Origin of the sequence: Algoriphagus terrigena DSM 22685 (assembly GCF_000429445.1) — a bacterium.
GTDB lineage: Bacteria > Bacteroidota > Bacteroidia > Cytophagales > Cyclobacteriaceae > Algoriphagus > Algoriphagus terrigena.
On sequence record NZ_AUBW01000007.1, the window covers coordinates 166,013 to 179,431 of the forward strand.

8 protein-coding genes are annotated in these 13,419 nt (G+C 49.2%); 5 read left to right on the plus strand and 3 right to left on the minus strand.

The window, feature by feature from the left end:
* The first annotated feature begins 5 nt into the window (after positions 1 to 5).
* From G459_RS0107935 to G459_RS0107945, 3 genes are all read left to right on the plus strand, one after another.
* Positions 6 to 1,514 carry a xylulokinase gene (locus G459_RS0107935; protein WP_026967172.1) on the plus strand — a complete coding sequence of 503 codons (1,509 nt, stop codon included), beginning with the start codon at positions 6 to 8 and terminating at the stop codon, positions 1,512 to 1,514.
* Between the two features lie 43 nt (positions 1,515 to 1,557).
* Positions 1,558 to 2,871 carry a xylose isomerase gene (xylA, locus tag G459_RS0107940; protein ID WP_026967173.1) on the plus strand — a complete coding sequence of 438 codons (1,314 nt, stop codon included), beginning with the start codon at positions 1,558 to 1,560 and terminating at the stop codon, positions 2,869 to 2,871.
* 183 nt (positions 2,872 to 3,054) lie between these two features.
* Positions 3,055 to 3,405, plus strand: coding sequence for an MmcQ/YjbR family DNA-binding protein (locus G459_RS0107945; RefSeq protein WP_026967174.1), 351 nt, complete (start codon positions 3,055 to 3,057; stop codon positions 3,403 to 3,405).
* A gap of 21 nt (positions 3,406 to 3,426) precedes the next feature.
* On the opposite strand, the gene G459_RS0107950 is transcribed toward G459_RS0107945, so the two are convergent.
* The 3 genes from G459_RS0107950 to G459_RS0107960 all read right to left on the minus strand — a co-directional run bounded on the left by G459_RS0107950 (position 3,427) and on the right by G459_RS0107960 (position 7,899).
* Positions 3,427 to 6,111: an ABC transporter permease gene (locus G459_RS0107950; RefSeq protein ID WP_051315126.1), complete on the minus strand. Its 2,685-nt coding sequence runs from the start codon at positions 6,109 to 6,111 to the stop codon at positions 3,427 to 3,429.
* A 110-nt stretch (positions 6,112 to 6,221) separates the two neighbouring features.
* A complete protein-coding gene (locus G459_RS27065) occupies positions 6,222 to 6,545 on the minus strand; it encodes a PadR family transcriptional regulator (protein ID WP_342664322.1) in 324 nt (107 codons plus the stop codon).
* A gap of 307 nt (positions 6,546 to 6,852) precedes the next feature.
* Positions 6,853 to 7,899 (minus strand): zinc-binding metallopeptidase family protein, encoded by a 1,047-nt coding sequence (locus tag G459_RS0107960; RefSeq protein ID WP_026967176.1) that lies wholly within the window; start codon positions 7,897 to 7,899, stop codon positions 6,853 to 6,855.
* Positions 7,900 to 8,208: 309 nt separating this feature from the next.
* Here G459_RS0107960 and G459_RS0107965 point away from each other — a divergent pair, with 309 nt between their 5' ends.
* Entirely contained in the window at positions 8,209 to 12,324 is a 4,116-nt protein-coding gene (locus G459_RS0107965; RefSeq protein WP_084454424.1) for a hybrid sensor histidine kinase/response regulator transcription factor, read from the plus strand.
* A gap of 162 nt (positions 12,325 to 12,486) precedes the next feature.
* A complete protein-coding gene (locus G459_RS0107970) occupies positions 12,487 to 13,413 on the plus strand; it encodes an SRPBCC family protein (protein ID WP_026967178.1) in 927 nt (308 codons plus the stop codon).
* The last annotated feature ends 6 nt before the right edge of the window (positions 13,414 to 13,419 follow it).

The following is a 13,419-nucleotide window of genomic DNA, read 5'->3' on the forward strand; positions in this document are numbered from 1 at the left end:
AAAGAATGAGAAAACTATTACTGGGCCTTGACATAGGAAGTTCCTCTGTCAAGGCTTCGCTACTTGATGCGGGCACGGGTAAATCGATCGCCTCCAAAGCTTTTCCCGAAGAAGAAATGGGAATCAATGCGCCTGAAACCGGTTGGGCGGAGCAAGATCCCGAGATGTGGTGGAAGTACATCAAAGAGACTACTGCCTTTGTCCTCAAAAAAGCCGAGGTCAAGACCGGCGAACTCAAAGGAATCGGCATCGCCTATCAGATGCACGGACTCGTCTGTGTGGACAAGGACCAAAAGGTCCTGCGTCCTTCGATTATCTGGTGCGATAGTCGCGCAGTTCAGATCGGAGACAAAGCGTTTAAAGCCCTTGGCGAAGATTATTGTCTGCCGCACCTGCTGAATTCACCGGGAAACTTCACCGCTTCCAAACTTCGCTGGGTGATTGAAAACCAACCGGAGATCGCTGCCAAGATCCACAAGATCATGCTTCCGGGCGATTTCATTGCGATGAAGCTGAGCGGAGAAATCCTGACCTCTGAGACGGGACTTTCCGAAGGGATCTTTTGGGATTTCAAAGAAAACGGCCTGAGTGAGAAGCTTCTGAAGCAGATGGAAATTCCGAAGGAATGGATCCCTGAGGCAATGCCTTCTTTTTCCATTCAAGGAAAAGTCACAACGGCGGCGGCAAAGGAAACCGGCCTAGAGGCTGGCGTTCCTATTTCTTATCGGGCTGGCGACCAACCAAACAATGCATTTTCGCTGCAGGTATTGAAGCCTGGTGAATTGGCGACCACAGCGGGTACCTCAGGTACCGTCTATGGGGTTTGCGATACGCCGCTTTACGACCCACATTCCCGAGTCAACACCTTCGTGCACGTCAACCACTCAGAGAAAAAGCCTTCATATGGTGTATTACTTTGCGTAAATGGCACAGGTATCTTGAACTCCTGGCTGAAGAAGCTGATGGGCGGCAAATGGATTGCCTACGAAGAGATGAACGCGATCGGCATCGGCGCAGCGATCGGAGCTGAGGGGCTGGTATTCATTCCATTCGGAAATGGCGTGGAGCGGATCATGCAAAACAAACCCGTCGGCGCGCACATGGTCGGACTGGATCTCCTCAAGCATGACCGAAAGCATGTCGTACGCGCAGCCCAGGAAGGAATAGTGGCCTCCCTGACGTATGGATTTCGAATCATGAAAGATATGGGCATGAATCTCAAGACGGTAAAGGCTGGCCGCGCAAATATGTTCCTCAGTCCACTGTTCAGAAAGACATTTGTTCATATGAATCAGGTAAATTTGGAACTCTATGATACGGACGGCGCACAAGGTGCCGCAAGAGGAGCGGGGATCGGAGCTGGAGTTTTTTCCTCAGAAAGCGAGGCCTTCGAAGGCCTGGAACTGTTGGAAACGCTGGAACCCAATCCAATCTTCAGTCAACCGTATTTAGATGCCTATTCCCATTGGGAAAGCAAATTGAACGAAGTGCTCAAATCCGGACTCGTCGGATAACAAAACTGCAAACCTATTTTACCTATAAATAACCAATTAAATTATGTCCAAGACCTATTTCCCAAACATCGGCAAGATCAAGTTTGAAGGCCGAGAGAGCGAAAACCCATTAGCGTTCCGTTTTTACGACGAAAACCGCGTAGTAGCCGGCAAAACCATGAAGGAGCACTTCAAGTTTGCCATCGCTTACTGGCATTCTTTCTGCGCTACCGGCGCCGATCCCTTTGGCCCCGGCACGATCAACCACGCGTGGGATGCCGATCCAGATCCAATCCAAAGAGCGAAAGACAAGATGGACGCCGCTTTTGAATTTTTCTCCAAGATCGGAGTAGAATACTACTGCTTCCATGACATCGACTTGATCGACGACGCCGCTACTCTGGAAGAGTATGAATCCCGCATGAAGATCATCACCGACTACGCGTTGGAGAAGCAGAAAGCTACCGGCATGAAGTTGCTTTGGGGCACCGCCAATGTCTTCAGCAATCCGCGCTACATGAACGGGGCATCTACCAATCCAAACTTTGACGTGCTTGCTTTCGCAGGTACTCAGGTGAAAAATGCCATCGACGCGACCATCAAACTGGGCGGAGAAAACTACGTATTCTGGGGCGGTCGTGAAGGCTACATGTCTTTGCTCAATACCGACATGAAGCGTGAGAAAGACCACTTGGCGAGATTCCTCACCATGGCGAGAGATTACGCGCGTAAGAATGGGTTCAAAGGAACCTTCTTCATCGAGCCGAAGCCGATGGAACCGACCAAACACCAATATGACTACGATTCAGAAACGGTAATCGGCTTCCTTCGTCACTACGGACTGGACAAAGATTTCAAACTGAACATCGAAGTGAACCACGCGACCTTGGCGGGTCATACCTTCCAGCACGAGCTACAGGCAGCTGCTGATGCAGGAATGCTGGGCAGCATCGATGCCAACAGAGGTGACTACCAAAATGGATGGGATACGGATCAGTTTGCGCTCAACCTTCAGGAACTGGCCGAGTCTCAGCTGGTGATCCTGGCTGCTGGCGGCCTGCAAGGTGGCGGAGTAAACTTCGATGCAAAGATCCGCAGAAACTCCACCGACGTAGAAGATCTGTTCCTGGCGCACATCGGTTCCATGGATGCGTTTGCGAGAGGTTTGCTGATCGCTGCGGATATTATGGAAAAGTCCGACTACCTGGAAAGAAGAAAGACCCGCTATGCGAGCTATGACTCTGGCAAAGGAAAAGATTTTGAAGAAGGAAAGCTGACCCTGGAAGATCTGCGTAGCCATGCTTTTGCTTCCGGCGAGCCGGCAACCATCAGCGGCAAGCAGGAATACTTCGAAAATCTGGTCAACCGGTTTATCTGATTTTACTTGTTTTGATTTGGAATCCCGGGGTGAGAACTCCGGGATTTTTTTTGTTATGGAACTTAAGAGTCTTACTTCAATCTACGCTCGAGTATAGACACTGTGGACATGATATTAGAGAAAGAACTGGGACGCGTTATTCCCAAGAATATTATCTTTCCTGAGCCAAAATAAGAACACACCATGACCATCGAAAATATCCAAAGCTTCTGCCAGCAGATGCCTGCTGTCACCCAGGACATCAAATGGGAACACGATCTTGTATTCTCAGTCGGAGCCAAGATGTTTTGCGTGGTTGGCCTCGACCAAAGTCCGACTTCTGCATCATTCAAGGTGAAAGACGAAGAATTTGAAGAGATGTGCAACAGGCCAGGCTTTGGCCCGGCTCCCTATGTAGCACGGTACAAATGGGTGCTGATCGACGACATCCGAAAGATGCCACCGGCAGATTGGCAACGATACCTGACACAATCCTATGACTTAGTAAAAGATAAGCTCCCAACCAAGCTGAAGAAGCAGTTGGGGCTTATCTAGTTTTATTGACCGTACGGCTAGCTAGTCCATCTTTAAGGTATCGACCACCTTCGCCTTGGATACGCGGATCGTCTGGGACGAGATGGTCAATGCTCCCAAGATCAAGAGAACCAGTGATCCCAAAGCCACCGTTCCGATCCCGAATCCAACCCGGTTTGGGAAATTCTCCAGCCACATCGTGTTTACAAAATAACTCAGCGGAGCGCCGAGAATCACTGATATCACCAGCATTTGCAGGAAGCCTTTACTCAGGAGCAGCGTGATGCTGAAGTTGTCTGCACCGAGAAACTTGCGGATTCCCACTTCCTTGGTTTTGCGCTCAGCAGTATAGGTAGTCATGCCCAGCAGTCCCAGACAGGCTATGAAGATGGCCAAGAAGGAGATGAAGCCAAGGATAGACACCACATCGAAGATTCCTTTGTGGGTAGCTTCAATCTCCTGATCGAGAAACTCATAGCGGAAGGGATGCACCGGGTCCAGTTCCTTCCAGTGGCTTTCCAGTTCGCTGATTGTCTTCATCAGATCCGGAGAGGCGATTTTCACATTCACATATTGAAACTGTGTCGGATTGTAGCGCAGCATCATAGGCGAGATGGCATCTTCGTTCATCAGAAGTTTGTACCTGAAATCCTTCACCACTCCGGCTACCACCAAAAGCTCATCTCCCCATTTGGTTTCAAACTGGGTTCCAACCAGGGCGTCCGCAGAAGGGTAGCCCAAATCTTTGACCATTGTTTCGTTGACCAGGATCTGCGTGGCGGCGGATTGCTCATTGGCTGAGAAGTTTTCTCCGGCGACCAGTTCGATTCCCAGATTTTCTGGAAAATTCCGGTCGATGTTCAACACGCCGACAGCTGCAAACTCTGAAGTCTCGCCAAGGACCTTGAGCTCATTGTTGTTGTTGGTCCCCGTCGCCGGAATGATGTCGCAGGCCGAGATGGTGGATACGCCGGACACACGTTCGAGCTCGCCGCGGAGCTTTTGGTAGTCCATTCCTTGGAGCGGGATATTGACGATATTTTCGGATTGGAATCCATAGTCAAAAGCCATGTAGTGCTTGAACTGATTGTAGATCAGGATTGAAGTAGTGATGAAAAAAAGCGACACGACAAACTGGGACACACCCAATACTTTGCGAAGCCGTAGCTTCCCCGAGCCGCCGGCATCAGAGAGACTCTTCAATGCCTTGATCGGTTGATAGCCGGAGAGAAAAAGTGCGGGATAAATGCCAGCAATGATTCCCACGACGATAGCCAACAGGATAAATCCCAGAAAGAGCGAAGGAATAAACGGAAGGTCAAAGTTCAGGTATTGATTGACCCAGAGCCCCTTAAAAGAGGGAATCAGGGCCAGAAGCAATACAAAGGCAATCGTCAATGAGAGCAGAGCAGTCAACACAGATTCTGTAAGAAACTGAACCACGAGATTCTTACGGAGTGCGCCGGTGACTTTGCGGATGCCAATTTCTTTGGCTCGCGTCAGGGCTCTCGCTATCGAAAGGTTAGTATAGTTGAGACAGGCGGATGCGAGGATGACCAGTGCCAATCCGGCAAGAAAATAATAGGCAAACATCGGCAACCGGAAGTTGGTGTCGTTGTTGGCTAGTCCGAGGGCCACATCCGAGAGCGCCTGTGGATCCATCTTAAATCCACTGGTATGCTCGGACTTCATCTCGGTTTCCTTTCGTTTTACAATATCATTCAGCGCGTTCGCGAGATCATCGCTGGACTTGCCTTCCTGGAGCAGCGCGTAGGTGTAGGACTGGAAATAAAATTGCCAGTCCTCCCGGCGATCCTCGAGTTTCGCAGCCGTGATGAGTGAGGGCAGCGTACTGCTGGACGCCAATACATCAAAGGTGAGGTGAGAATCGTACTTGGAGACATCGATCACACCGGTAACCGTGAAATTCCCCCAATCAGTCGCCGGGGCAGCCGGAGCGTCACCGCCAAGCGGGAAGGGTACTTTGCGATCGGTAAATTGGATCGCCTTGCCGATTGGATCTTCGTTACCAAAAAGGAGTTCTGCTACTTCCTGACTGATCACCATCGAATAGGGCTGAGACAGTGCCGAAGCTGGATTGCCCGACTCCAACTCAAAGCTGAAGATGGAAAAGAACTCCGGATCTGTGAAGTATCCGCCGATTTGCTTGGTCTTCTCGTCATAGGAGGCGTCACCACCTATAGAAGGGATGAGTTTAGCGGTGGCCTCTACCGCGGGGTATTCAGCCAATGCCGCTGCCAGCGGTTGAGGAGAGGTGGCATAGTGATTTTTTGAACCCTCGTAATCTGACAGGACGCGGTAGATACGATCCTTCTTTTCGTGAAACTGATCGTAGCGGTTTTGATCTGCGAGCATCATCAGGATCAGCATACTGACCGACATGGCCAGAGCTAGTCCAAAGATGTTGATGAAAGAGAAAGTCTTGTATTTGAGGATGTTTCGGAATCCTATCTTGAAATAGTTGCGGTACATGGCGCTGTGGTTTAGGTTTGAAGAAAAGCCAAGGGGTCGGATGATGCCGGGACGAAACAGGAGAAGGACATCTTTTGAAAATCGAAGGTTTGCTTTCCGTTTTCCGATCGATGCGATGCGTTCACGGTGCAGTTCGATTAGGTCACCTTCGATAAAGTCACGAATCTGAGGGTCGCAAAAGGCTCGAAAGAATCGGAGTGGCAGGCGAGGAGGCAGATCAGGAGTGTCTTTCATGTGTTTACAATTGATTTTTATTGGCCACATAGCCTGTCTCGAACAGTTTTAATCATCTTCCTGTGTGTTGTCCGTGATATGCTCGATTTCATGGGATCAAAATGCGGTTTTCAGATTCCAGACCACGTCCGGTATTGCCTGCCAAAGTACTTCCCGGGTTTGGCGTGCATGTTCCAGCGCGCTCTTGCCATATTGAGATGGTAAAACCGCTTAGGGCGACCAGCTCGCTCCTGGGTTCCGGCTTCGTCAGAGGATTTTAGATATCCTTTTTTCTCAAGGCGTTGCAAGGCGGTTTGCAAGGCACCGACGCGGACTCCTCGTGTCAGGCGCTGTTCCATTTCTTTTTTGATTGCGACTCCGTAGGCTTCCTGGTAGAGGATGCCCACGGTGAGCAGGACCAGCTCTTCAAATTCCCCAAGTTGAAATTCTTTCATCCCCATGTAATTGATTCCTAATTGTAGTATTCAAATCCATGCCAACCAGTCAAATGAGGCAGGAGAGGCCAGGATGCGGGATGATGAAGAAATAGACTGTCCAAAAATGTACGCTTTGTGTCTGCTTGCGCTCAAGCGAGGTCTTGAGTTGGTATAAAAAGATCGGCCTAGAGGTCAATTGTTGACTTATATAACAGCATTCAATCTCCAATCTTCGGAGCACTTACTTTCATCGGGCAAAGTGGTTTTTTTGGACGTTGGGACTTGTTGGCGTTAGGGAATTTACTTCCAAACTGTTCTCCGAAAGCTACTTCCCATTCCTAATCAGCTCATGAATGAATCTCATCTTTTCGATCACGGGCGGACTGACAACAAATGGATAAGCGTCCGGTATTCCCATCGAGCGGTTTAGACTGTTGATAACAAAGGACACAGGCATCCATCGATCGAAGATTTTCTCAAATCTGGAGACCGTATACGGATCTTCGTCGATCGCGCCCCGAAGACTTTTTGAACTCAACTTAGGCTTGACGGAAACTCCAAAAAAGTGCGCAGTCTCGGCCATATCCATGATATGCAGGTAATGCGCCCAGCTCTCCGCCCAGTCTTCCCAGGGATGAGCGGTCGCGTACTCGCTGATGTATTGCTGCTGCCAATTGATCGGAGCTCCATTCTGATAGTAAGAGTTTAGCGCTTCTCCATAGTCCAAGCTCTCGTCGCCAAACAGTTTTTTAAATGCGTCAAGCTTTCGCGTGTCTGACGCCAGGAGCTGATCCCAGTAATAATGACCTACTTCGTGGCGGAAATGGCCGATCAGCGTTCGGTAAGGCTCTGACATTTGCGTTCTCATCAGCTCACGATGCACCGAATCTGCCTCTGACAGCAAGATGGTAACCACGCCATTCGCATGACCGGTCATGATATCGACGTCACCCTGCCGCGAGATAAAATCGAAACACAAGCCATTGGCTTCGTCGGTGATCTTGCTGGGCAAGGCAAGGTTTAGTCTTGCGAGCTGATAGACCAAGCGGTGCTTTGCCACTTCCAGCTTTTGCCATTTTTTGAAATTTTCGTCGTCCGAGAGATCAGGGATGGTCCGGTTGAGTGCGCAGGCTTCACAGAACTCCCGGTCATCTTCCGCAGGTATGAGCCAGTTGCAGACGCCGAATTGTTGGTTTTTACAGTAGTTATAGGGCCTCCTTTCCCGATCCGAAATCATTGAAACTTCTGTCGAGACAAAGCTCAACATCTTCAGATCTGTAACTGAAAATCCGCAAAAGTGTCCGCATTTTTCACAGCGGGTGTTTTCAAAAAACAGCGGGTTGGAGCAATTTCCGCATTCAAATATTTTCATGGAAGTTCAGATTGTTGGTATAAGCTTCTAAAAGATAGACACTTTTGCTTTCCCGTAGAGCTAAGCTAACAACGGTGAATAAAGTAGACCAGTCGGCTCAATTTGCCACATGTGGTAGGTGGCAAAACATGCGCCACGGAAATGCTCATTGGATCTTTAGCGATTACTTTTGACATAAATCAGCTAAAGTCCAGCCGGGTTTTCATTGGCCAGACTTTTTTGTTTCTTTTGGGATTGTACTGTGTATAAAAGAGATTGGCAAAATCCTAAAGAGAAAATATCGAGATTTGTCCGCCATTCAAAATAGCTATGAGAAGAATAGTGCAAGGTGTAGTAGTGGGGATTTGCTTGGGTTGGACTATGCTGTTTCATCCTGTCAGTGGCCAATCACAGTCGGAAGAGCTTGTATTTCGCAATCTGGACGAAGAGTTGGGCTTGTCCAATGCCAATGTACTGTCGATTATCAGGGACAGCGACGGAATGATGTGGTACGGGACGGCCTTCGGATTGTATCGCTATGATGGCACGCGTGTCAAGTCTTTTTTCAACAGCAAGGATACCACTTCCATTTCCCACAACACGATCATCAAACTCGCCGTTGGCCCGGACGAGAAGCTTTGGGTGAAAAATGTCAACGGGACTTACGACGTCTATGATCACGAAAGCGGGAAATTTACCCGCGGATCGGCGAAATTCACCAACCAATACCATCTGGCATCCGACACGATCGGTATGGTGATGCACGACCGCCAAGGCCGGTTTTGGTTTACCCATACCCAAAAGGGCATCAGCATCTTTGACCCCAGCACCAAGGAAACCCAATACCTCAGAGCGGGATCTACCAGCGGAAGTCTAGCCTCAGATCAGATCGCCGCCATCGCAGAATCTCCCGATGGGATGATCTGGGCGATCAACCAAAGCGGCATCATCGAACTGATCGACCCCAATCGTCTGATCGTCACCAAGACACTGAGACTTCCCAAAACCAAAATCCCTGCCTTGGGCAGTTATGAACTGGTAATGGATTCGGAGGGGGATGCATGGATATTTGATCCGGAGCGTGACTTGGGGGTATTTTGGGTAGATGGCATCAGTCACGAGATCATGGTCTGCCGGGAAAATGAAGGCCCACTTCAGCTGAACAACGACATGGTGAAGGCAGTGGTGGAAGTCAAAAAAGGCCAAATCTGGCTAGGCACCGATCACGGCGGCATCAACCAGATCAATAAAGAATCCAAGACAGTCCGGTTCTTTGACAACCAGGCCAATCCGGAATCATCGATGCCCCACAACGTCGTGTACGCTCTGTACAAGGATTCTGAGGAAATCGTCTGGATTGGAACCCACAAAAAAGGTGTGTCCTACTACCATCAGGGTCTGCTCAGATTCTCGCATGTACGAAAAAACTTTTCCGAACACAATTCCCTGCCATTCAATGACGTCAACGCATTCGTCGAGGATAGCTTGGGAAATCTCTACATCGGAACAAACGGCGGGGGGCTTTTCTATCACGACCGAAAAAACAACCGATACAAGCAATTCCGGCACAACCCAGAAGATCCTAAAAGCCTGACTGGCGATGTGATCGTGGATCTGATGCTGGATCACGAGGGAATTCTATGGATCGGAACCTACCTCAACGGTTTGGGGAAATTTGACGGCCATTCCTTCACCAATTTCCGCTACAAGCAGGGAGACACCAATGGACTTCCAGGGCCGAATATCTGGAAGCTTTTCGAAGACAGTAAACATCGAATCTGGATCGGAACACTGCGGTCTGGCATGTCGATGCTCTCGCCCGACCGCAGGACTTTTCACAATTATCCCGCCGGAAGTGAGCCTTTTAGGCTACACAATCAGTACATCACAGGCTTCGCAGAAGATTTGGCTGGAAATATCTGGATATCGGGAGGCAGTGGCCTGAATGTGATCAATTACGATAAAAACACCACTTCATATTATTCCGAGACGCAGGGCAATGGCCTTAGGGAAGCCAATTTCACCGAACTTTTCGCCGACGCGCAGGGAGTTATCTGGTTGACTACACAAAAGGGCCTGCATTATTTCGATCCTCAGGACAGCCTGTTTGTCCACTATGGACAGGAGGAAGGACTGCCCTCCAACTACTTGGTCGATGTCCTGGACGACGACCAGGGAAACCTCTGGATCAGCTCTCAAAACGGGCTGACCTATGCGCAGGTCAAGCGGCATTCCAGGCCGTTTCAGATTGTCTTTCAGAATTTTGATCAGAAAGACGGCTTGCAGGCCTCCCTTTTCAACAAGAACTCGGCGATCAAGACCAAGGCCGGCGAGTTCCTCTTTGGAGGGCCAAATGGCTACAATATCTTCAAGTCGGAGAATTTTGCCTTTGAGCAAAACAACCCGGCGGTGGTCTTCACCTATTTCCAACTGTTCAATGAGAACGTAGAGGTAGGAGAGGAAATCGGGAGTCGGGTCTTGCTGACCAAAACTCTTGAAAACACCGAAAAGCTGGTGCTCAAGCATGACGAGAACATGTTCAGCATCGGATTCAGCGCGCTTAACTTTCTCTACCCTGAGAAGAATAAGTACCGCTACAAGTTGATCGGATTTACCGATGACTGGATCTATCTCAACGACGAGTTGGCAAAAGTCACCTTTACAAACTTGGATCCAGGCAACTACACGCTGGTAGTGCAGCCGGGGACAGTTTTGGACGGCTGGAGCACTGATGAGTACAAGCTGGCAATCGTGATTCAAGCGCCTTTTTGGAGGACACCGATTGCGTATTTTCTGTATTTGGTGGTGCTGGCTACGCTGGCTTACTTTTTCAGAAATCAACTTCTCACCCGTCACAAAGAGAAGCTTGAGCGGGAAAATGCCATTCGGGAAGCCAAACGGGTGCAGGAACTGGACAAATTGAAAACCAAGTTTTTTACCAATCTCAGCCATGAATTCCGCACACCACTGTCGCTGATCCTGACTCCCGCGGAGCACTTGATTTCTATCTCTAAGGATTCGATGCTGACGGGTCAATACAAGATCATCCAGCGAAATGCTCGACGACTGCTCAAACTGATCAATCAGCTCTTGGACGTGAAAAACGTGGACAAAGGAGCCCTGGCTTTCCACCCGTCTGAGGGAGATATCGTTCAGTTTGTAAGAGAAAGCATAGCAGACTTCAATGAACTTTCTGAAAATCAGAATATTCAACTGCGATTCGAATCTGACCTGGAGGCCCAGCAGGCAATCTTTGACTCAGACAAGCTGGAAAAGATCATCTTTAACCTGCTTTCCAATACCTTCAAGTTTACACCTGAAGACGGCAAGATCACCGTCAAGTTAGATCTCCTTGTCGAGCACGAAGAGAAGGGTGTGTTGTCCTTGTCCGTGTCAGATACCGGAGTGGGCATCTCTGCGGAAGATCAAAAGAAAGTCTTTGACCGGTTCTTCACTACCGAAGGTCACGGCCACCAGCTGAACCAGGGAAGCGGAATCGGGCTCTCGCTGGCCCAGGATTTTGCCAAGATCATGGGAGGAGTCATCGAAGTAGAAAGTGAGCTGGGCAAGGGGTCGACTTTTACCCTGACGATGCCGATTGGGCTGATTCTACCGGAAGACTGGGACGAAAATACGCTGCCTGATGCGGCTTTTTCCCAATCGCAGAAAGACAGCATATTGATCGTCGAAGATCACCGCGAGTTTAGAAACTATCTAAAGGATTGCCTCTCCGAATCCTACCAGGTGCTGACTGCCGCCAACGGCATGCAGGCATGGGAAATCGCACAGGAGCAGATTCCGGATCTGGTGATTTCGGACTGGATGATGCCCATGATGGACGGCAAAGAACTCTGTCAGCGGATAAAGGGCGATATGATGACCTCGCACATTCCGGTGATCCTCCTGACTGCCAAGAAATCAGAGGAAAACCTGCTCAGGGGACTCGACAGCGGTTGCAACCTCTACCTCACCAAGCCTTTTAATCTGGAAGTTCTGCAGCTCAGTGTTAAAAACCTGCTGCGTGAACGGAAAATGATCCAGGAGCAAAACCGTAAAAAGATCGAGATTAACGCAACCGAGGTTGACGTCGTCTCGATGGATGATCTGCTGATCCAAAAAGCAGTAGAACTCGTGGAAAAACATCTGGACGACACTCAATTGTCCGTAGAATTCTTAAGTTCCGAACTGGGCATGAGCCGGGTTCACCTGTATAAAAAGCTGCAATCCCTCACGGGAAAGAGTCCGATTGAATTCATCCGTCTGATCCGGATGCAGCGGGCGGCGCAGCTGCTTACCAAAAGCCAGTTGAATGTCGCCGAAGTGGCCTATCGTGTAGGATATAACAACGCCAAATACTTTGCGAAGCATTTTAAAGCGGAATTTGAGGTGCTTCCATCGGAATATTCCTCCAGACAGTTGGCCGCGGTAGGCCGCGGTGATCAGTGAGTTGAGATGGGTCTGCTATAAACGGTGAGCGGCCAAAGGTAAGTAGCCACCTAGTTTCTCGCTTGTCCAAATCGACCTGTTACAAAGTCCATTTTACACCCTCTTGGACTGATTTGTTGTTTATACTTTTGAAAAAGTAAGTCTTATTCAAAGCTATATCTCATGGAAAATCAGGATTTTACAACAAGAATCGTAGTCGACGCCACACCTGAGCAGGTTTTTGCAGCCATAAACAATGTCCGTGGTTGGTGGTCAGAAAATATTGAAGGACCGACCGATCAGCTTGGTGGTGAGTTTTCATACCACTACGAAGATGTGCACCGCTGCAAGATGAAGATCATTGAGTTGGTCCCAGCCAAAAAAGTAGCTTGGAAGGTCCTTGACAACTATTTCAAATTCACAAAAGATCAGAGCGAATGGACGGGTGACACGATCCTTTTTGAGATCTCTTCGAAAGACGGAAAGACACAACTGGATTTTACACATCAGGGATTAGTGCCTGAATATGAATGCTTTAATATATGCCATGATGCATGGACACATTACATCCAAGGGAGTCTGAAAGATCTGACTATCAAAGGGAAGGGTAGCCCCACACCGAAAGAAGGCATCGCGGCAAGCAGCACTGCCAACAAAGAGGCTAAGGCTGAAGATTCAGCCACGAAAAGCATCTACCACCGCTTTCTTATAAAGGCGCCGGTGGAAACGGTCTTCGAGGCATTGACCAAGCAGGAAGGTTTGGCAGGTTGGTGGACTCCGCAAACGACAGCTACACCCGAGCTTGGAAGCATCGCTAGATTTCAGTTTGAGCCGGACTACTCCAAAGAAATGAAGATCGTAGAACTCCAGCCGTACAGCAAAGTAAAATGGGAATGCGTCAAAGGGTATGAAGACTGGATTGGAACTACCGTTTCCTTCGATCTGGAGCCACATGTCAAAGGATCGTGGCTCCTGTTTCGTCACGAGGGATGGGAGAGTTATTCACTCAGTTTTGCTTCGTGCAGCTTTGATTGGGCACTTTTCCTCCGAAGTCTAAGGCTACTTTGTGAAACGGGTAAAGGATTGCCGTATCCTGATTTCAACAAGTGACCCAAG

What these genes read in the sequence shown, in the direction of transcription:
- G459_RS0107945 (WP_026967174.1), top strand. Translation starts at nt 3,055, where the DNA reads ATGACCATCGAAAATATCCAAAGCTTCTGCCAGCAGATGCCTGCTGTC.
- G459_RS0107960 (WP_026967176.1), bottom strand. Translation starts at nt 7,899, where the DNA reads ATGAAAATATTTGAATGCGGAAATTGCTCCAACCCGCTGTTTTTTGAA.
- G459_RS0107970 (WP_026967178.1), top strand. Translation starts at nt 12,487, where the DNA reads ATGGAAAATCAGGATTTTACAACAAGAATCGTAGTCGACGCCACACCT.
- xylA (WP_026967173.1), top strand. Translation starts at nt 1,558, where the DNA reads ATGTCCAAGACCTATTTCCCAAACATCGGCAAGATCAAGTTTGAAGGC.
- G459_RS0107965 (WP_084454424.1), top strand. Translation starts at nt 8,209, where the DNA reads ATGAGAAGAATAGTGCAAGGTGTAGTAGTGGGGATTTGCTTGGGTTGG.
- G459_RS0107950 (WP_051315126.1), bottom strand. Translation starts at nt 6,111, where the DNA reads ATGAAAGACACTCCTGATCTGCCTCCTCGCCTGCCACTCCGATTCTTT.
- G459_RS27065 (WP_342664322.1), bottom strand. Translation starts at nt 6,545, where the DNA reads ATGAAAGAATTTCAACTTGGGGAATTTGAAGAGCTGGTCCTGCTCACC.
- G459_RS0107935 (WP_026967172.1), top strand. Translation starts at nt 6, where the DNA reads ATGAGAAAACTATTACTGGGCCTTGACATAGGAAGTTCCTCTGTCAAG.